The sequence below is a fragment of the Aeromonas sp. S13(2024) genome, from assembly GCF_041402405.1.
Classification (GTDB): domain Bacteria; phylum Pseudomonadota; class Gammaproteobacteria; order Enterobacterales; family Aeromonadaceae; genus Aeromonas; species Aeromonas veronii.
Genome location: NZ_JBGLRA010000013.1, coordinates 33,941 through 53,473 on the forward strand (window position 1 = coordinate 33,941; position 19,533 = coordinate 53,473).

Sequence of the window (19,533 nt, forward strand, 5' to 3'; positions counted from 1 at the left end):
ACTGGCAAGCGCCACTGACGACCCCGCCGCCACAACAAAATCGTCTCCGATCTTCTCCCCGCCGGGGCCAAAACTGGCGAGCAAGAGGAGCATACCAACAAAGAGGCCGCCCGAAGGCGGCCCGCTGTTATCCGGTATCCCGTATCCGGCCTCTATCGACGCAGATCAGGCATCGCCCATCGCCAACAGGGAGGCGTTGCCGCCCACTGCAGTGGTGTTGATGGTGCGGGTCTTCTCGGTAACAAACCGCCCGAGATAGTGGGGGCCACCCGCCTTGGGGCCGGTGCCGGAGAGCCCCTGGCCGCCGAACGGTTGCACCCCGACCATGGCGCCGATCTGGTTACGGTTGATGTAGACGTTACCCACATTGATGCGGCTTGCCAGCTCCTCGGCGTGGGATTCGTTGCGACTGTGGATCCCGAGCGTCAGGCCATAGCCGGTGCCGTTGATGTCGCTGATCACCTTGTCCAGATCCCGGGTGGCGTAGCGCACCACGTGCAGGATGGGACCGAACTGCTCCTTCACCAGCTCGCGGATGGAGCCGATCTCCAGCGCGGTCGGCTGGACGAAGTGTCCCTCCATGGTCGCGGCGGGCATCGGCGCCTGGGCAATCAGGCGAGCACGCGGGATCATGTAGGCGAGGTGAGCATCGAGACCGGCCTTGGCATCGGCATCGATCACCGGGCCGACGTCGGTGTTGTGCTCGGTCGGGTTGCCCACTTTCAGCTCCTGCATGGCGCCGGTGAGGATCTCCAGCACCCGCTCGGCGATCTCCTCCTGCAGGTAGAGCACCCGCAGGGCCGAGCAGCGCTGACCGGCGCTCTGGAAGGCGGCGCTCACCACGTCGCGCACCACCTGCTCCGGCAGGGCGGTGGAGTCGACGATCATGGCGTTCTGGCCGCCGGTCTCGGCGATAAGCGGCAGGATGGCACCATCGCGCTGGGCCAGGGTCATGTTGATGAGCTTGGCGGTCTCGGTGGAGCCGGTGAAGCAGACGCCGCCGATGCGCGGATCCGCTGTCAGCTTGGCGCCGACAGTCGCACCGTCACCGGGCAGCAGTTGCAGCACGTCGCCCGGAATACCAGCCTGATGGGCCAGAGTCACCGCCAGATGGGCGATAAGGCCGGTCTGCTCCGCCGGTTTGGCGATGACGGTGTTGCCGGTGGCTAGCGCAGCAGAAATTTGGCCGAGGAAGATCGCCAGCGGGAAGTTCCACGGGCTGATGCAGACAAAGACGCCACGCCCCTGCAGGAACAGCTCGTTCTGCTCGCCGGTGTAGCCCGGCAGCAGGGTCGCCTGCCCCATCAGGCTGCGGGCCTGCACCGCGTAGTAGCGGCAGAAATCGACCGCTTCACGCACCTCGTCGATGCCATCTTGCAGCAGCTTGCCCGCCTCGCGGGTACAGAGGGAGACAAACTGCTCGCGGTTCGCTTCCAGCAGATCCGCCAGCTTCTCCAGCGCGGCGGCACGCTCGCTCACCGGGGTTTCGCGCCAGCGCGGGAAGGCTGCGTGGGCCGAAGCCAAGGCTTGCTCCACCGCCTGCTCGTCGGCCCAGTGGATCTTGCCGACGGTGAGGCTCACATCCTGCGGGCTCAGCACGGTGCGAGCCTCGCTGCGCTTGAGGGTCTCGCCATCGACGATGGGGCCCGCCAGCCACTGCTTGCTCTCCAGCTCTTGCAAGCGGGCGAAGAAGGGGCGCTGGATGGAGAGGATGTTCATGTTGACGCCGCTGGAGTTCTTGCGGTCGATGAAGAGGTTCACCGGCTGGGGAATGCGGTCGTTGGCAAAACCGGAGTAGCGCTTGAGGGTGCGCAGCGGATGCTCGGCCAGCGAGTCCACCGGGGTATTGGGATCCACCAGCTTGTGAACGAAGGAGGTGTTGGCCCCGTTCTCCAGCAGGCGGCGCACCAGATAGGGCAGCAAGTCCTTGTGCGCGCCGACAGGCGCATAGATGCGACAGTGCAGGCCGGGATTGTCGTTTAGCACGGCGTTGTGCAGCTCCTCCCCCATGCCGTGCAGACGCTGGAACTCGAACTGGCGATCGCCCGCCATCTCCAGAATGCTGACCACGGTATTGGCATTGTGGGTGGCAAACTGGGGGGCGATAAAACCGCGAGTCGGCTCGCTCAGCAGGTAGCGGGCGCAGGCGAGGTAGGAGATATCGGTGCCCGCCTTGCGGGTAAAGAGCGGGTAGCCGGGCAGGCCCGCCTGCTGGGCATATTTCAGTTCGCTGTCCCAGTAGGCGCCTTTTACCAAGCGAACCGGAATGAGGTCACCCTGTTCGCGGGCCAGGGCGGTGAGCCAGCAGAGTACCGGCAGGGCGCGTTTGGAGTAGGCCTGCACTACCATGCCGAGCTTGCCCCAGCCACGGTTGGCGTCGGAGCGATAGAGCTGCTCGAACAGATCCAGCGACAGCTCGAGGCGGTCCATCTCCTCGGCATCAATGCTGATGGCCACATCCTTGTCGCGGGCCAGACGCACCAGCCCCACCAGCCGCTCGCACATTTCGCCGAGCACCCGTTCGCGGTTGGCCACGTCATAGCGCGGATGAAGCGCCGAGAGTTTGATGGAGATGGAAGGGGCCGGGCCGCCGTCGCTGATCCGCTCGTTGCCCACCGCCTCGATGGCGTTGCGGTAATCGGTCAGATACTTGTCGGCATCCTGCATGGTCAGCGCCGACTCGCCCAGCATGTCGTAGGTGTGGGTGTAGCCCAGCTCGCGGGATTTGCGGCTCGCCTTGAGCGCCTCTTTCATGTCACGCCCCAGTACGAACTGCTTGCCCATGATCTTCATGGCGGCATACATGGCAGAGCGCACCACCGGCTCCCCCAGCTTGTTGACCATGCGCCCCAGCAGGTTGGCTGGGTTGCCGTCGAGCTTTTTGTCGAGCTTGATGATCTTGCCGGTCAGCATCAGCCCCCAGGTGGAGGCGTTGACCAGAGTGGAGTCGCTCTTGCGGAAATGGGAGGACCAGTTGGCGCCGGAGAGCTTGTCCTTGATCAGGGCATCGGCGGTCTCGGCATCGGGAATGCGCAGTAGCGCCTCGGCCAGACACATCAGGATGATCCCCTCCTGGGTATCCAGGCTGTACTCCTGCAGGAAGGCGTCGATACCGTCACCGGAGCCGCTCTCCTTGCGCACCTTGGTCACCAGGGTACGGGCACGCTGGGTCACCTGCTCCAGCGAGGCGCCATCCCCCGGCAGCATGGCCGACAGTTCGGCCAGATAGGCATTTTCATCCACCACGTAGTTCTGGGTGATGGCTTCGCGCAGGGCGGCCAGATCGGAGGGGATATAGTCAGCGGCAAGCACTTGAGTAGCTTTGAACATATGGGGTCTTCCTGTACGCCCTAGGGCTGATATCGACAAAGGCGGACGCGCCGCCGAAACGCCGATAATGTATACAATGTTGCACCCTATATGAAATGAATTTGTTGCCACTCTTTAACAAAGATCGCTCATTCACCCCATGAACTCCCTTTTGAAGCCAATACGCCAGCAAGGGTGAGGGTCATCTGACTTCATTTTGTATACGATCTGCCACCGCCTCTCTATCGCAAAGCAGTCACGCATTCCGCCCAATGCGCCCCAAAAAAGAAGGGCCGCCACGGCGACCCTTCTCAGCAATTCATTCAGCCAGAGGCTGTCAGTTCATCCAGCGATCGCCACGGCTGCGACGACGGGGCAGCATCGGCAGCAGGATGCCGAGCAGGATCCCCGCCCCTACCATGGCACCACCACGGATAAACCAGTCCATCTGCATGTCGTGCTCCTGGTTGTCGTAGCTCTGGGTCAGGGCATCATTCTGCTCTTTGAGATTGCTCATCTCCTCACCCTGACTGACCAGCTGGGCCTTGAGGGCGGCGATCTCCTTGCTCTGGGCAGCGATCTGGCCATCCTTCTCGGTGAAGCGTTTCTCGTTGTCACCGTTGAGGTTCTGCAGGCGATCTTTAAGCTCATCGCGCTCTTTTTCCACCTGGGGCAGACGCTCGCGCAGGCTGATCTGGCTCTGCAGTTCGCTGTTCTTGATCCACCCCTCGCGGCCACGACCGTCCACCACCTGGGTGAAACCGGCCTCGCTGTTCACCGCCTTTACCTCCAGCGGTTCACCAGCCTTGACGCTGCCAAGGATCCGGTACTGGGTACCCGGGCCATTGTGGATATAGGTAAAGATGTTGTCTGAAACATAACGGGTATCGGCCAGTGCCTGTTGGGCACACAAGCAGATCAAAATCCCGAGAAGGGCGCGCATGGTCGATCGGTTCTCTTTTTCAGGTTTGGACAAGAGGTTGAATGTTAAGCCGCCAGCAGGTTAAAGGACAAGCAAAGAAAAAGCACCTCCCCCACTCAGCCACAACCGATAGCTGGGAGCTGGCTCGCAACTTGCGCTCCCGTGCGACAACCTTACTTCCTCTTGAGCTCGCGCACTTCGTCTCGCAGTGCCCGCAACTCGCGCAACAGCTCCTCTTGCTGGTTGTTGTAGTGATGGCGCCACTTGTCGGTCTCGCCATCCCCCTTGTTGGGCTGCAAAAACAGGCTGGCCATGAAACCGCTGATGGCACCGAACAGACCGACCCCGAACAGGATCAGCAGGCTGGCGACAAACCGCCCCTCCTCGGTCTTGGGCACCAGATCGCCGTAACCCACTGTCGAGAGGGTCACCAGCGTCCACCAGAACGCGTCATAGGGTGTCTCAATCTGGCTGCCGGGCTGGCCTGACTCAATCCAGTACATGACGCCGGAGCCCACCCCCAGCAGCAGGAAGAACAGAAACAGGATGCCGGAGAGGGTGGTTTCGTTGCGCTCGCGACGGAACATGGCCCAGAGATCAGGGTGCTCCTTGAACAGCTGATAGACCCGCCACAGCTGGATCAACCGCGCCCAGCGCAGTTGCTCCGCCATCGGCAGGCTACCCGGCAGATAGATCCAGTTGGCCTTGAAATAGGCCTTGCGATCGGAGGCCCGGATCCAGCCATAAGCAAAGTGCGCGAGGAAGAAGTAGCAGATCAGACTGTCGAGGTCATAGAAGAGCTGCAGGGTCTGTGGTGTCAGGCTCTCATGGCCCCACCAGCGGGCCGTCACCAGCACAACCGAGATAATCGACAGAAATGCCATCAGCAGATCCATCGCCCGCAGATGAGTTAAGTGATGTCGCATACATTTTCCAACTTTAAGCACAGTGCAAATTAATAAAAGAGAAGATAATGCCGATAGTCCTGAGGGCAAAGGAAAAAACGGCTTTTAAAAGGAGAATGACAATGCAGCTGAACCTGCTGGAGAAAAGAATGAGCAACATCCGGTTGGTACCCAAAGTGGTGCTGCTGATGGTGTTCAGTACCCTCCTGCTACTGACAAAACTCTGGTTTGACGCCAACAATCTGGAAGCGACCCTGCTCAGCGAAGGGCTCGATCCCGCCAAGGCGGATGCGATCTCCAATCGCCTGCTCTGGACCGGTCTGATGGAGACCGCCATCATGGGGCTGCTGTTCGTGATCCTGCTGCTCACCGGCTCCCGCCTGATGGTCAAGCAGGTGCATTATCTGGTGGGCCTGCTGGAGCGCTTCGCCAAGCGGGATCTCAGCCACAAGGTACTGCTCAAGTCTCGTGACGAATTCGGTGACATCGCCAAGGCGGTCTCACACTCGCAGGAGAACCTCAAAGAGGTGTTTGGCAACCAGCGCGCCGCCTGCAAGGAGCTCAACGACATCGCCTCCCAGGTGACCCTTTGCATGGAAGAGGCCAACGAAGCGATCAACGAAGAGTTCACCCAGATCGAACAGCTGGCCAGCGCCATGAGCCAGATGGTCGGCGCCATTCGCGAAGTGGCCGCCCATGCGGATCAGGCCTCTCACGCCACCGCCGAAACCAGCCAGCTGGCGGAAGAGGGGAGCCGCTGCGTCGCCGACACCGTCAGCACCATAGACACCCTCTCCGGCAACATCCAGCGCTCCGCCACCGTGGTCAACGAGGTGGAGCAGGGGGTCGAGCGCATTGGCTCGGTAGTCGACACCATTCGCGGCATCTCGGAACAGACCAACCTGCTGGCACTGAACGCGGCCATCGAAGCGGCTCGCGCCGGTGAAGCAGGTCGTGGCTTTGCCGTGGTGGCCTCCGAAGTGCGCGAGCTGGCCAACCGGGCTCAGGCCGCCACCGTCGAGATCCAGAAGATGATCGAGCAGCTGCAGGGCAATGCCCATCAGGCTGGCGAGCTGATGGCCCAAAGCGTGCAGCAGGCCGACAAGGGGGTGGAACAGGTGACCCAGGCCGGTACCCAGCTCGCCACCATAGTGCAGCGGGTACAGGGCGTCGCCGACATGAACCGCCACATCGCCGCCGCCTCCGAGCAACAGAGTTCGGTCGCCGAAGAGATGCGCGGCAATCTGGAACAGGTCAAGCAGATCGCCGAAGGCTCCGTCGTGGTGCTGCGCGAACTGCAAGAGGCCTCCGAACTGGTCGAGCAGCACAGCAAGGAGCTCGACAGCCAGATCCAGTCCTTCAAACTCGTCTGACAGCTTTCCTTGGTCGGGCATGACCGCCATTATGCCCCGCCACCGCTCTGGCCATAAAAAAATCCGAAACCTGTGGCTTCGGATTTTTGCTATTCAGCATGTGGCAGAACAGGGTTATCCCATCGCCTGCCACATCGGCAGAGCTTACTCGGCAGCCATGCGGGCTTCGATGTAAGCCAGTGCGCGGTCGATACGCGCCAGTACGCGCTCTTTGCCGACCAGTGCCATCACGGCGTCGATGGCAGGGGATTGGCCCAGACCGGTGACGGCCACGCGCAGCGGCATACCAACCTTGCCCATGCCCTGACCCAGCTCGGCAGCGGTCGCTTCAATCAGCTCGTGCAGCGCTTCGGTAGTCCAGCAGTCCAGTGCAGCCAGCTTGGTTTTGGCCAGTGCCAGCGGCTCGGCAGCGACGCCACGCAGGTGCTTCTTGGCGGCCACCTCGTCAATGGCTTCGTACTCTTCGAACAGATAGCGGCTCTGGGCAGCCATCTCAACCAGGGTGTTGCAGCGCTCGGCCAGCAGGGTGACTACCTCGGCCAGCGCCGGGCCATTGCTGGTGTCGATCTTCTGGTTTTCCATGTGCCATGCCAGATGCTTGGCCACATAAGCCGGCTCCAGGCTGCGCATGTAGTGGTTGTTCAGCCACAGCAGCTTGTCGGTATTGAACGCGGAGGCGGACTTGGAGATGGCATCCAGGCTGAACAGCTTGATCATCTCTTCCAGGGTGAAGATCTCCTGATCGCCGTGGGACCAGCCCAGACGCACCAGATAGTTCAGCAGCGCTTCCGGCAGGTAGCCGTCATCGCGGTACTGCATCACGGAGACAGCACCGTGGCGCTTGGAGAGCTTGGCGCCGTCGTCACCCAGGATCATGGATACGTGGGCAAACTCCGGCACCGGCGCGTTCAGCGCCTTGTAGATGTTGATCTGGCGCGGGGTGTTGTTGATGTGATCTTCACCACGCACTACGTGGGTGATCTCCATATCCCAGTCATCGACCACTACGCAGAAGTTGTAGGTCGGCGCGCCGTCGGTACGGCGGATAATCAGATCGTCCAGCTCGGTGTTGGCAAACTCGATGCGGCCACGGACGTGGTCATCGAACACCACAGAACCTTCGGTCGGGTTGCGGAAGCGAATCACGTGCGGCGCATCGGCCGGGTGATCGTGGGCGTGGTCGCGGCACTTGCCGTCATAACGGGGCTTCTCGCCGTTGGCCATCTGGCCTTCGCGCAGCGCTTCCAGACGCTCTTTGGAGCAGTAGCACTTGTAGGCGCGGCCATCGGCCAGCATCTCGTCGATCAGACCGTTGTAGCGATCGAAGCGCTTGGTCTGGTAGTAGGGGCCCTCATCCCAGTTCAGCTCCAGCCATTCCATGCCCTCAATGATGGCGTCGATCGCCTCCTGAGTGGAACGTTCCAGGTCGGTATCCTCAATACGCAGCACGAACTCACCGCCCTGGTTCTTTGCAAACAACCAGGAATAGAGTGCGGTACGGGCACCGCCGACATGCAAAAAGCCGGTCGGGCTGGGAGCAAAACGGGTTTTGACTTTCATCTTTAAGCCTTGTGTAGAGGGCCTTGGGCCAATTCGTTAGAAAAAACCGTCGCATTTTAGCACCGACAATCACGGATGGGAAAACCATGACGCCATTGCGGGCTAAAGTAGGGGATTAAATCTGTCGCCATTTGCATCTGTAGCCCGATATTTGAAGAGGATCGCAAAACAGAAGCCCCGTTTCCGATTTGCTATGCACAATGCTGGAGAGCTGCCTCCTCCGGTCGATACCCAAACAACGCTCACCACACTTCTCACGAACAAGGAAGAGACGATGCAGTTCCGTTCTATCCAGAATCGCATTCTAGTGATGGCCGGGATCGCCATGACCGCAGCCCTGGTCATCCTGATCCTGCTCAACCAATACTCCGGCAAACAAACCCAACAACTCACCATCAGCTCCAGCCGTGAAGCGCTGCAGCAGGAGGCATGGCAGAAGGTCAGCGCCAATGCCCGCGCCGAGGCGGCCACCATCACCCAACTGCTGCAAAAAGGGCTCTCCTACACCCAGCAGATGGCCAGCGCCCTCGCCCTGCAACAACAGGGCAAACTGCCGCTGGATCGCCAGCAGGCCACCGACCTGCTCAAGGCACAATTGGCGTTGGAGCCCCAGCTCTATGGCGCCTTTGCCGGCTTCGAGCCCAACGGTTTCGACGGTCAGGATGCCAGCTTTGCTGGCCAGAGTGCGCTGGGCAGTGATGACAAGGGGCGCTTCGTGCCCTACTTCTATCGCGACAAGGATCAAATCGGTACCGATCTGCTGCTCTCCATCGAAAAAACCGACCCGGACGAATTCGGCAATCCCGCCAACGACTACTACGCCTGCCCGAAGCGGGAAGGACGCTCTTGTCTGATCGATCCTTTCAAAGTGGATATCAACGGTCAGCAGGTGCTGGTGAGCACCATCACCACCCCCATCATGGTGGATGGTCAGTTCAGGGGGATCGCCGCGCTGGATCTGGCGGTGGACTCCATCAGCCGTCAGGCCAAGAGCCTCAACAGCAACATCTATGATGGCCAGGGGGAGACCCTGATCGTCAGCGCCGCCGGTGTCATCACCGGCACCAGCGGTGATGCCAGCCTGCTCGGCAGCAGCGCAAGTAAGGTGCTGGGCAACCAGTGGCAACAGTACCTGAAACCGGAAGTTCAGCGTCAGGAGCTGGACGAGTCATTCCGTATTTCCGTCCCCATCATGGTGCCGGGAATGAGCCGCAACTGGGCCATCATCGTCACCCTGCCCTACAAGGTGGTACTGGCGGGGGCCGATCAGCTGGAGAGCCAGCTGAGCGACATGAACCAAGCTGCCATGACCCAGCAATTGGTGGGCGCCGTTATCGTGCTGGTGCTGGCGCTGGCCACCATGCTGGTGATTGCACGCAGCATCACAGGCCCCATCCGTCAGATGGTCAGCCTAGTGGATGACATCGCCGATGGTGAAGGGGATCTCACCAAACGCCTCACGACCCGCTCGGTGGATGAGCTGGGGGATCTCGCCAAGGGGATCAACCGCTTTATCGACAAACTGCAGGGGCTGCTCGGGGATGTGCTCAAGACTGCCAGCGAGGTGAACCGCTACGCCGGTGACACCGATCGCATTGCCGGTCAGACCGACAACAACCTGCAACATCATCAGGCGGAGATGGAGCAGATGCTGACCGCGGTACAGGAGATGTCCTACGTCAGTCAGGAGGTCGCCACCCACGCCAACAACACCGCCGACTCGGCCAAACAGGCGCAAAGCGCTGCCGATCAGGGCAAGGAGCGCTTCCAGCAGGTGATCCAGTCGATGCACAAGGTCGCGGCAGAAGCCGGTAAAGGGGCTGAAGTGGTGGAAGGGCTGGCTCACGACAGCGCCCAGATCACCAGCATCCTCACCGTCATTCAGGGGATTGCCGACCAGACCAACCTGCTGGCCCTCAACGCCGCCATCGAGGCTGCCCGGGCTGGCGAACAGGGCCGCGGCTTTGCGGTAGTCGCCGACGAGGTGCGCAAACTGGCGGGCAATACCCAGCAGGCGGTACAGAACACCCAGGAGTTGATAGAGAAGATCCGCCTCAGCTCCACCAATGCAGTCAACGCCATCACCCAGAGCCAGCAGCTGACCCATCAGGCAGTGAGCGAAGCGGATCTGGCGGAAGAGGCGCTCGGCAGCATCTACCAGGCTATCTCCACCATCAACGACATGACCTATCAGATCGCCTCCGCCGCCGAAGAGCAGAGCTCGGTCTCAGAAACCGTCTCCGGCAACCTGTCAAAAACCAACGCACTGGCCAACGACATTGCTCAGGATGCGACCGAAACGGCCAAAGCCAGTCAGGCTTTGCGTCAGGCTGCCGACAAATTGCAGCAATTATTGGGTCAATTTCGTCTCAGCTGATAATTTTCCGCTTCAGGACTCTCCCCCTCGGGGGCGAGTCCGTTTACCATAGGCGACGAATTTGCCTGATGGCAGGCAATGTAGTGAGAGGTAAATGCCGTGCCCACCCCGGACCGTCGCCCACGAGGCCATAACAGACGAGCCCAGCAGCGTCGCCAAGACGAATCACAAGGATCCCTGCTCCATCGCATCAATGCCGCGACCCTGTCCCTGCGCCAACGTTTTGGCCAAGGGATGAGCAACCTCGGCCAACGCCGCCAGGATGCCAAAGCAGGCAAATTCAAGCTGTCCAGCCCGCTGCCCCGCAAAAACACCATAGGTCTGCTGATCCTGATCCCGCTCTGGTTGCTGGTACTGGCCTGGGAGCCGGCACCATCCGCCCCCAAAGCAGCCCCTTCCGGCTCGCTGGAAGTGCCGCTGGCTGTGCCTGCTCAAGCTCTAACTGTCGGTAATAGCGCGGCAGGCAGTGCCCCCGCGGCAGCCAAGCCGGTCGAAGAGAAGGTTAACGGCACCTGGCTGCAACACGATGTGCAGGCGGGTGAGACCCTCTACTCCATCTGGCGTAAATTCGAGTTGCCGGGTGCCGAGTTGAGCCGCCTGATCGCCATCGAGGGGCCGGATCGCCCCCTGACCCGCCTGCAATCGGGCCGCTCTATCTTCATCCTGGTGGACGACACCCGCCGCATCCAACGGGTGGAGATCCGCTCCTACGGTCAGGCAGTCTACCGCTACGACCGGCAAGGCGAAGGCTTCGCCCTCAAGGAATAACAAAAACGGGAGGCGCTGGCCTCCCGTTTTTTTCAGTCAAATATCTTCAAATAAGCTACTGACTTCACAATATTTTTAGCTTGTTCAAAAAACGAAAGGGGTCAAATTGACAAGGATCGGCGCTAACGTACAATCGTTTGTGCTTTAGACAGGGATTGTTCTACGTGCTACTGGGACAAAGAGACGTGGTCAGTCATGAGCCAACCCCTGCTTGCAAGGCAAATGCAGCCCAGCACGGGCTTAGTTTCATTTTGTTATTGATAGGATTTAGCACATGTCTGACATTCGCACCGGCCAGGTAAAATGGTTCAACGAAACCAAGGGTTTTGGCTTTATTGAACAATCCCAGGGTCCGGACGTATTCGTTCACTTCTCCTCCATCCAGAGCACCGGTTTCAAAACCCTGGCTGAAGGTCAAAAAGTCCAGTTCACTGTGACCCAGGGCAAAAAAGGCCCTCAGGCTGAGAACGTTACTCTGGTTTAAGCCCGCGCCAGTGAATCATGCAGGAGGAGCCAAGGCCCCTCCTCTTTTTTGCCCGCAGTTCTTCCTGCCAACCACCTTTCCCACGTACAACCCGCACAATGAACTCGTACCGCCTTCCTGTTTGCAGGAGGTGTCAGAGACACGCTGAGTAAACGCCAGATACGACAAAACATCGCAGCGCGATGTGAAGGGCAATTCAAAGGGATTATGAAAACTTCGAAGAGAGATTGGAGCGGGAAACGAGACTCGAACTCGCGACCCCAGCCTTGGCAAGCGCGAATCATGCTCTACCAACTGAATGTGGCTGCGATTGTATGGAGAAACTGAATTCGTGAGCTTGTGGGGAAAGATACTGAATTTGAAAAGAGATTGGAGCGGGAAACGAGACTCGAACTCGCGACCCCGACCTTGGCAAGGTCGTGCTCTACCAACTGAGCTATTCCCGCAACAGAATGTCATTTACAAGTGATTGGAGCGGGAAACGAGACTCGAACTCGCGACCCCGACCTTGGCAAGGTCGTGCTCTACCAACTGAGCTATTCCCGCAACGGAATGTCACTTACAAATGTTTGGAGCGGGAAACGAGACTCGAACTCGCGACCCCGACCTTGGCAAGGTCGTGCTCTACCAACTGAGCTATTCCCGCAACAGAATGTCATCTGCAAGTGATTGGAGCGGGAAACGAGACTCGAACTCGCGACCCCGACCTTGGCAAGGTCGTGCTCTACCAACTGAGCTATTCCCGCATCGGAATATCACTTACAAATTTTTTGGAGCGGGAAACGAGACTCGAACTCGCGACCCCGACCTTGGCAAGGTCGTGCTCTACCAACTGAGCTATTCCCGCAACAATTTGGTTGTCTTAAGGCTGGCTGATGATTGGAGCGGGAAACGAGACTCGAACTCGCGACCCCGACCTTGGCAAGGTCGTGCTCTACCAACTGAGCTATTCCCGCATCGGGCTGGTTTGCACCAGTGTCATCATCAGATTTTTGGAGCGGGAAACGAGACTCGAACTCGCGACCCCGACCTTGGCAAGGTCGTGCTCTACCAACTGAGCTATTCCCGCAACTACCTTAAAACAGGCCGTACAGCATTTGGTTGCTTGCGCTACTGTACGGGAGCCGAATTATAAGAGCAGTCATTCCAATTGCAAGGGCTTTTTTGTCTGGTTGCGCGCGTTCGCTCAAAAGCTGGCCGAACTGTCGATTTTAGCAGCCAGCGCATGACAACCCCTTGCCAGAGCATCAGATCTTGAAGACGTGGCTGCGATAGAACTGCAGCTCGGCGATGGATTCGCGGATATCGTCCAGCGCCTGGTGGGTGCCGCTCTTCTTGAACTGATCCAGCAGTTCCGGCTGCCAGCGGCGTACCAGCTCCTTGATGGTGCTGACGTCGACATTGCGGTAGTGGAAGAAGGCTTCCAGCTCGGCCATGTGCTTGACCATGAAGCGGCGATCCTGACCGATGCTGTTGCCGCACAGCGGGCTGGTGCGCTCCGGCACCCACTGGCGAATGAACTCGAGGGTCTCGGCAATGGCTTTCGCCTCATCGTGCTGACTCGCCTTGACCCGAGCGACCAGACCGCTCTTGGTATGGGTGTTGACGTTCCAGTCGTCCATCTTGGCCAGCTCTTCATCACTCTGATGAATGGCGATGACCGGCCCTTCGGCCAGTACGTTCAGATCCTTGTCGGTGACGATGGTGGCAATCTCCAGTACCACGTTCTCTTCGGGGTCGAGACCCGTCATCTCCATGTCGATCCATACCAGGTTCTGCGCGCTGACTGTCATGATTGCTCTCTCTATTGGGAGGAATGGCGGAATTTTGCCAATTTGCATGTATCATACTGGCTTTGGATCTGTTCATAAACTGGCGAATCGAGTGGCAAAGAAAGCAAAACTCAATCTGGGTCAACAAAGGCGCGTCCAGGCCAACCGCGAACGGCGGCTGCAAAAAGATCACTCCACAGTGGTGGATGACACCCTGTTTGGCCCCGCCATCGAAGGGGTGGTGATCAGTCGTTTTGGTCAGCACGCAGACGTGGAAGCGGTCGATGGCACCATCCACCGCAGCAACCTGCGGCGCAGCAGCATCAGCAGTCTGGTGTGCGGCGACAAGGTGGTGTGGCGTCCCGGCCTCAATGCCGCGACAGCGGGCGTCATCGAGGCGGTGCATCCGCGCCACTCGGTACTGACCCGGCCGGACTTCTACGACGGGGTCAAACCCATCGCCGCCAATATCGACCAGATCATCATCGTCTCGGCGGTGATGCCCGAGTTCTCCACCAACATCGTCGACCGCTATCTGGTGGCCGCCGAGGATGTGGAGATCCGCCCCCTCATCGTGCTGAACAAGGTCGATATGCTCGATGATGCCGCCAGAGCGCGCATCGAAAGCCAGCTCGAAACCTACCGCAAGCTCAATTACGAGGTGCTGCTGGTGAGCTGCGAGAGCGGTGAAGGGCTGGATGAGCTTAAAGCCGCACTGACCGACAAGATCAGCATCTTCGTCGGCCAGTCCGGGGTGGGCAAGTCGTCGCTCACCAACGCCCTGATGCCGGGGCTGGATGTACTGACCGGCGAGATCTCCGAAAACTCGGGACTCGGCCAGCACACCACCACCACGGCGCGGCTCTACCACTTCCCGAGCGGTGGCGATCTCATCGACTCCCCCGGGATCCGCGAGTTCGCCCTCTGGCATCTGGAAGCCGACCGCATCACCTGGTGCTTCGTCGAATTCCGCGACTATCTGGGTGGCTGCAAGTTTCGCGACTGTACCCACAAGGACGATCCCGGCTGTGCCCTGCGCGCCGCGGTCGACGCGGGCGCTATCAGCGCCGATCGCTTCCACAACTATCACCGCATCCTGGAAACCATGCAGGAAGCCCGTCACGGTCGCCAACAGGCGCGCCTGTGACCCTGTTTAACCTACGTTGATGATGAACATGAGCATTACTGACAACCTGAAAATTGCCGGTCAATACTGTCTGCCCAAACACGCCCTCTCCCGTCTGATCGGCAAGTTTGCCGCCGCCGAAGCAGGCAACATCACCACCAAAGTGATCGAGGCCTTTATCAAGCAGTATCAGGTCGACATGAGCGAGGCGCTGCACGAGAGCCCGGCCCACTACAAGAGCTTCAACGAGTTCTTCACCCGCGAGCTCAAGCCCGGTATCCGCCCCGTGGTAGAAGATGCCATGACTCTGGCGCTGCCGGTCGATGGCACCGTCAGCCAGCTCGGCCCCATCCAGCAGGGTCGCATCATCCAGGCCAAGGGCCACGACTACAGCGCTCGCGAGCTGCTGGGCGGCTATGAGGATCTGGTTGCGCCGTTCAAGGATGGCGACTTCGCCACCATCTATCTGGCGCCCAAGGATTACCACCGCATCCACATGCCGCTGGACGGCGTGCTGGAGAGCATGGTGTTCGTGCCGGGGGATCTCTTCTCCGTCAACCCGCTCACCGCCGAGAACGTGCCGAACCTGTTTGCCCGCAACGAGCGGGTGGTGGCCACCTTCCGCACCCCGCACGGCCCCATGGCGCTGGTGCTGGTCGGTGCCACTATCGTGGCCAGCATCGAGACCATCTGGGCCGGCAACATTGCGCCGACCAAAGAGAAAAAGGTGGTGCGCTGGGACTACACTGGCGACGAGGCCATTACATTGCAAAAAGGTGCCGAGATGGGGCTGTTCAAACTGGGCAGTACTGTCGTCTGCCTGTTTGGCCCGGGTATGCTGGCCGGTTTCGAGCCGCATCTGGCCAACGGGGTCACCACCCGCATGGGTCAGCCCTTTGCCAAGCTGGCGGAGCAGGCATGAGCGAGCAACCGAACGCCTCGCAGAAGAACAACCCGCTGCACGGGCTGACGCTGGAAGCCATCGTCACCGCGCTGGTCGAACACTACGGCTGGGAAGAACTGGGGCAGCAGATCAATATCCGCTGCTTCACCCATGAGCCCAGCATCAAGTCCAGCCTGAAGTTCTTGCGCAAGACCCCCTGGGCCCGGGAGAAGGTCGAAAGCCTCTACCTCTACGTCCAGCGCAAGCAAGCCAAATCGAAGAAGGAAGGGCAAGATGGCCTTTAAGATTACGTATACCTATAAAAAGCAGGCCAAAGAGATCGGCTACGCGAACGACAAGTTCCGCAGCATCTACGACGCCATCGCCGCTGCCGAAGGGCTGGACCTCACCAGTTTTCACGCCATGGAGGCCCAGCTGGCTCAGGTTTGTCGCCGCGACAAGAAAAGCGTGAAGGATTACCAGGAGAACTACTTCAAAGAGCTGGGATTCTCCAACATCGTCATCGAACGGGATCTGCAGGAGTAACCATGCGCACCTTGACCCTGATGGCCGCCTCTCTGCTGCTGGCGGCATGCAGTACACCGGAACAACATCTGGTTGGCAGCGATCGCGACAGCCACGGCTGTATCGGCAGTGCGGGCTATCAGTGGTCAACACTGACTGGCAAATGTGTGCGCCTGTTTGAAGAGGGTATCCGGCTCAATCCAACCGATGCCAGCCAGACCAGCAGCGCCTTCGTGCTGTTCAACACTGACCAGACGCAGGCCGAACTGCATCTGCCAAGCGGCGAGCAACACCTGCTGACCCGTCAAGGTGCGGAGGGCAACTGGTCGTGGCAGGGCAGCGGCTACACCCTCTTTATCTGGAAGGGTTATGTGCTCAAATCAGGTGACAAGGCGCTCTATCACGGGGAATAACCCCGAGGAATAGCGCACGGCGTGGTATCGGTGCGATGCACGCGAACAAAAATGCCGACCCTGTGGTCGGCATTTTTGTATCTGACACAACCGGTTATCAGGCGCGGCTGAGGTAATCGGCCTGCCCTACCCACTTGTAGCTGGTGAGCTCGGTCAACCCCATGGGGCCACGGGCATGCAGCATCTGGGTCGACACCGCCACTTCAGCGCCCAGACCAAACTGGCCACCATCAGTGAAACGGGTGGAGGCGTTGACATAGACAGCCGCCGAACCGGCGCCATTGACGAAACGCTCGGCGTTGGCCAGATCGTTGGTCAGGATGGCATCGGAGTGGCCGGCGTTGTGCTCGCGCATATGGGCCAGCGCTTCGTTGACGCCTGCCACCAACTTGACCCCCAGGGTCAGCCCGAGCCACTCGGTATCGAAATCCTCCGGCCCAGCCTCGCACAGGTTGTCGGCACCCGCCAGCAGCGCTATGGCGTTGGGCGCGGCCACCAGCGTCACCTTGCGCTCGTTCATCAGCGTCACCAGTTGCGGCAGGAAGGTGGCTGCCACCTTCTCGTGTACCAGCAGGGTATCGAGGGCATTGCAGGCGGAGGGGCGTTGCACCTTGGCGTTGTCGATGACCGCCAGAGAGCGCACCAGATCGGCGCTCTCGTCGACGAAGATGTGGCTGATGCCAAAGCCGCCGATGATGACCGGAATGGAGCTGTTCTCCTTGCACATCTTGTGCAGGCCAGCACCGCCACGGGGGATGATCATGTCCACATAGCGGTCGAGACGCAGCAACTCGCCGACCAGCGCCCGATCCGGGTTGTCGATGTACTGCACCGCCGCCTCGGGCAGACCGGAGGCCGCCAAGGCATGCTGGATCACCCGCACCAGCTCCAGATTGGAGTGGAAGGTCTCGCGCCCACCACGCAATATGCTGGCGTTGCCAGTCTTGAGGCAGAGGCTGGCGATATCGATGGTGACGTTGGGGCGCGCCTCGTAGATGACGCCGATAACCCCTATGGGCACCCGACGACGAGAGAGCCGCAGGCCATTTTCCAGCACCCGGCTATCCATTTCGGCGCCGACCGGATCATCCAGCGTGATCACCTTGCGCACATCTGCCACGATCCCGGCCAGCCGGGCCGGATTAAGCAGCAGGCGATCCAGCATGGCTTCTGACAAGCCCGCTTCACGGCCGGCGGCGATATCTTTCGCGTTGGCGGCGAGGATCTGCTCACTGCGCGCCTCCAGCTCGTCGGCGATGGCGGCCAGCGCCCGGTTCTTCTGCGCCGTGCTGACGGTAGCCAGCTGATAGGCGGCTTCACGGGCCGCCTGCCCCATTTTCTCCAGACTCATCTCATTTCCCTTTGTTCATGCCGTGCCGCCCTGATTAGAGCAGCACCATGTCGTCTCGATGGATAGCCACAGAGCCGTAGCCATAGCCCAATACCTGCTCAATCTGGTCCGAGTGGACGCCGCGCAGCTTATCCAGCTCCAGATGGTCGTAACGGCAGATGCCGCGGGCCAGCTCGGCGCCCTTGGGATCAAGAATGCGCACCACATCGCCCCGAATAAAGTCGCCCTTGACCGCGACGATCCCCTTGGGCAGCAGGCTGGAGCCTTTCTCCTTCATGGCGGCGACAGCCCCCTGATCCACATGGACTTCTCCGTGAGGGGGCGGGCCTGCCAGGATCCAGCTCTTGCGCCCTTCCAGCGGGGAGGCCAGCGCCGGGAAGAGGGTACCGATACGCTCGCCCTTGGCGAGACGGCCGATCACCTCCGGCATCTGGCCGGTCGCGATCACCACGTTGACGCCGGCGCGGCGTGCCACATCGGCGGCCTGCAGCTTGGTAGCCATGCCGCCGGTGCCGAGGCCGCTGACACTGTCACCCGCCAGCGAGCGCAAGGTATCGTCGATGGTCTGCACCTCTTCAATAAGCTGGGCGTCGGGATTGGTGCGCGGATCGGCGGTAAACAGCCCCTTCTGGTCGGTCAGCAGGATCAGCAGATCCGCATCCGCCAGAATGGCGGCCCGTGCGGAGAGGTTGTCGTTGTCGCCGACCTTAATCTCGGCGGTCGCCACCGCATCGTTTTCGTTGATGACCGGAATGATGCGGTGATCGAGCAGGGTGCGCATGGTGTCGCGGGCGTTGAGGTAGCGCTCCCGATCTTCCAGATCGGCGCGGGTCAGCAGCATCTGGCCGATATGCAGACCGTAGAGGTTGAACAGATCCTGCCATACCCGAATCAGCTGGGTCTGACCAACCGCCGCCAGCATCTGCTTGTTGGGCAGGGTTGGCGCCAGTGGCGGGTGACCCAGATGTTCACGCCCGGCGGCGATAGCCCCCGAGGTGACCACCACGACCCTGTGGCCGTGACGGTGCAAGGCCGCACACTGTCTGACCAGCTCGACCATATGGGCACGATTGAGCTGGGAAGACCCCCCTGTGAGCACGCTGGTGCCCAACTTGACGACTATGGTTCTGTTTTCCATGGGAGCATAAAGGCTAAAAAGTAAGGAATATCTTTATACCCACGGCCATGGAGCCCTGCAAGGCAATTAACGCCGGGGTGAGGAGATGAAGCAAATGCCCGGATGATTGCGGGCGGAAGGGAAGATGGCTGACTGATGGCCCGGCAAACAGCGGGATGTTGCTCGCCGGGCATCAGGGATCAAGCAGCGGTCACGGTCAACTCATTGGTGACCTGATCCGCTGGCGCTAACTGACACTCCAGAGCCGTCAGTTTGTCGCTGATGAGCTTGTAGAAACGGTTGAGGGTCCGCTCCACTTCTACCTGGTGCTTCTTGGGGATCGGCTTGTCCAGCCACTCGCCATCAGCATTGTAGAAACCGAGCTGATAGTGGTAACGAAAATGGTGATCGTCCTGCTCCAGCACCAGCCACCAGCCCCAGAACTCCCGTTTGTCCGGCGCCGGCTTGGCGCTGACACAGACCGACAGGCAGTCGAAACGATAACGCCCCTCTTCGCAGAGATCTTCGCGCAAATAGGGGCCAATGGCAGCAAACTGCCTCAGCAGTCGCTTGTAGGTCACTCTTTCAGACATGTTAACCTCCCTGTTAAACAAGCCGCGCCACCTCGGGATGGCGTCAGTTCTTTAG

Annotated in this window: 17 protein-coding genes and 7 tRNA genes; 9 read left to right on the forward strand and 15 right to left on the reverse strand. The window is 60.1% G+C overall.

The window, feature by feature from the left end:
- Window positions 1-165: 165 nt before the first annotated feature.
- From putA to ACB042_RS16130, 3 genes are all read right to left on the reverse strand, one after another.
- Window positions 166-3,330, reverse strand: coding sequence for a bifunctional proline dehydrogenase/L-glutamate gamma-semialdehyde dehydrogenase PutA (gene putA, locus ACB042_RS16120; protein ID WP_371178719.1), 3,165 nt, complete (start codon window positions 3,328-3,330; stop codon window positions 166-168).
- 316 nt (window positions 3,331-3,646) lie between these two features.
- Complete coding sequence (locus ACB042_RS16125) at window positions 3,647-4,252, reverse strand: TIGR04211 family SH3 domain-containing protein (RefSeq protein WP_005335443.1); 606 nt, start codon at window positions 4,250-4,252, stop codon at window positions 3,647-3,649.
- A 152-nt stretch (window positions 4,253-4,404) separates the two neighbouring features.
- Window positions 4,405-5,157, reverse strand: a complete 753-nt coding sequence (locus tag ACB042_RS16130) for a potassium channel family protein (RefSeq protein ID WP_005335444.1) — start codon at window positions 5,155-5,157, stop codon at window positions 4,405-4,407.
- Between the two features lie 101 nt (window positions 5,158-5,258).
- On the opposite strand from ACB042_RS16130, the gene ACB042_RS16135 reads away from it, so the two are divergent.
- Window positions 5,259-6,509, forward strand: coding sequence for a methyl-accepting chemotaxis protein (locus ACB042_RS16135; RefSeq protein ID WP_005335445.1), 1,251 nt, complete (start codon window positions 5,259-5,261; stop codon window positions 6,507-6,509).
- 144 nt (window positions 6,510-6,653) lie between these two features.
- Here ACB042_RS16135 and gltX read toward each other — a convergent pair whose 3' ends face one another.
- On the reverse strand, window positions 6,654-8,069 hold the full coding sequence (gltX, locus tag ACB042_RS16140) for a glutamate--tRNA ligase (protein WP_371178720.1): 1,416 nt from the start codon (window positions 8,067-8,069) through the stop codon (window positions 6,654-6,656).
- A 274-nt stretch (window positions 8,070-8,343) separates the two neighbouring features.
- On the opposite strand from gltX, the gene ACB042_RS16145 reads away from it, so the two are divergent.
- The 3 genes from ACB042_RS16145 to ACB042_RS16155 all read left to right on the forward strand — a co-directional run bounded on the left by ACB042_RS16145 (window position 8,344) and on the right by ACB042_RS16155 (window position 11,698).
- A complete protein-coding gene (locus tag ACB042_RS16145) occupies window positions 8,344-10,446 on the forward strand; it encodes a methyl-accepting chemotaxis protein (protein WP_252656521.1) in 2,103 nt (700 codons plus the stop codon).
- Window positions 10,447-10,545: 99 nt separating this feature from the next.
- Window positions 10,546-11,214 (forward strand): LysM-like peptidoglycan-binding domain-containing protein, encoded by a 669-nt coding sequence (locus ACB042_RS16150; RefSeq protein ID WP_150998060.1) that lies wholly within the window; start codon window positions 10,546-10,548, stop codon window positions 11,212-11,214.
- 274 nt (window positions 11,215-11,488) lie between these two features.
- Complete coding sequence (locus tag ACB042_RS16155) at window positions 11,489-11,698, forward strand: cold-shock protein (protein WP_005338972.1); 210 nt, start codon at window positions 11,489-11,491, stop codon at window positions 11,696-11,698.
- Window positions 11,699-12,068: 370 nt separating this feature from the next.
- Here ACB042_RS16155 and ACB042_RS16160 read toward each other — a convergent pair.
- From ACB042_RS16160 to orn, 8 genes are all read right to left on the reverse strand, one after another.
- Window positions 12,069-12,144, reverse strand: a tRNA-Gly gene (locus ACB042_RS16160).
- Between the two features lie 24 nt (window positions 12,145-12,168).
- Window positions 12,169-12,244: transfer RNA gene (locus tag ACB042_RS16165), tRNA-Gly, on the reverse strand.
- 24 nt (window positions 12,245-12,268) lie between these two features.
- Window positions 12,269-12,344 (reverse strand) — tRNA-Gly (locus ACB042_RS16170).
- A 24-nt stretch (window positions 12,345-12,368) separates the two neighbouring features.
- Window positions 12,369-12,444: transfer RNA gene (locus ACB042_RS16175), tRNA-Gly, on the reverse strand.
- Between the two features lie 25 nt (window positions 12,445-12,469).
- Window positions 12,470-12,545 (reverse strand) — tRNA-Gly (locus ACB042_RS16180).
- A gap of 33 nt (window positions 12,546-12,578) precedes the next feature.
- Window positions 12,579-12,654: transfer RNA gene (locus tag ACB042_RS16185), tRNA-Gly, on the reverse strand.
- Window positions 12,655-12,691: 37 nt separating this feature from the next.
- Window positions 12,692-12,767, reverse strand: a tRNA-Gly gene (locus tag ACB042_RS16190).
- A 178-nt stretch (window positions 12,768-12,945) separates the two neighbouring features.
- The gene (orn, locus tag ACB042_RS16195) at window positions 12,946-13,491 is read right to left on the reverse strand and encodes an oligoribonuclease (RefSeq protein WP_042080584.1); all 546 of its coding nucleotides are present in this window, start codon (window positions 13,489-13,491) and stop codon (window positions 12,946-12,948) included.
- 91 nt (window positions 13,492-13,582) lie between these two features.
- Here orn and rsgA point away from each other — a divergent pair, with 91 nt between their 5' ends.
- Genes rsgA through ACB042_RS16220 form a run of 5 tightly spaced genes read left to right on the forward strand, consistent with a single transcriptional unit; the run spans window position 13,583 to window position 16,417 of the window.
- Window positions 13,583-14,617 carry a small ribosomal subunit biogenesis GTPase RsgA gene (rsgA, locus tag ACB042_RS16200; RefSeq protein WP_204356848.1) on the forward strand — a complete coding sequence of 345 codons (1,035 nt, stop codon included), beginning with the start codon at window positions 13,583-13,585 and terminating at the stop codon, window positions 14,615-14,617.
- Window positions 14,618-14,645: 28 nt separating this feature from the next.
- On the forward strand, window positions 14,646-15,518 hold the full coding sequence (gene asd, locus ACB042_RS16205) for an archaetidylserine decarboxylase (RefSeq protein ID WP_026034874.1): 873 nt from the start codon (window positions 14,646-14,648) through the stop codon (window positions 15,516-15,518).
- Window positions 15,515-15,784, forward strand: a complete 270-nt coding sequence (locus ACB042_RS16210) for a VF530 family DNA-binding protein (RefSeq protein WP_371178721.1) — start codon at window positions 15,515-15,517, stop codon at window positions 15,782-15,784. The genes asd and ACB042_RS16210 overlap by 4 nt, the downstream gene beginning before the upstream one ends.
- On the forward strand, window positions 15,774-16,025 hold the full coding sequence (locus ACB042_RS16215; protein WP_005338984.1) for a DUF2960 domain-containing protein: 252 nt from the start codon (window positions 15,774-15,776) through the stop codon (window positions 16,023-16,025). Before ACB042_RS16210 ends, ACB042_RS16215 begins: the two co-directional genes overlap by 11 nt.
- A gap of 2 nt (window positions 16,026-16,027) precedes the next feature.
- The gene (locus tag ACB042_RS16220; protein WP_371178722.1) at window positions 16,028-16,417 is read left to right on the forward strand and encodes a hypothetical protein; all 390 of its coding nucleotides are present in this window, start codon (window positions 16,028-16,030) and stop codon (window positions 16,415-16,417) included.
- A 97-nt stretch (window positions 16,418-16,514) separates the two neighbouring features.
- Here ACB042_RS16220 and ACB042_RS16225 read toward each other — a convergent pair whose 3' ends face one another.
- The 3 genes from ACB042_RS16225 to crl form a co-directional block, all read right to left on the reverse strand.
- A complete protein-coding gene (locus ACB042_RS16225) occupies window positions 16,515-17,768 on the reverse strand; it encodes a glutamate-5-semialdehyde dehydrogenase (RefSeq protein WP_371178723.1) in 1,254 nt (417 codons plus the stop codon).
- A gap of 34 nt (window positions 17,769-17,802) precedes the next feature.
- Window positions 17,803-18,906, reverse strand: a complete 1,104-nt coding sequence (proB, locus tag ACB042_RS16230; protein ID WP_033114873.1) for a glutamate 5-kinase — start codon at window positions 18,904-18,906, stop codon at window positions 17,803-17,805.
- Window positions 18,907-19,085: 179 nt separating this feature from the next.
- A complete protein-coding gene (gene crl / locus ACB042_RS16235) occupies window positions 19,086-19,478 on the reverse strand; it encodes a sigma factor-binding protein Crl (protein WP_005339003.1) in 393 nt (130 codons plus the stop codon).
- Window positions 19,479-19,533: the final 55 nt, after the last annotated feature.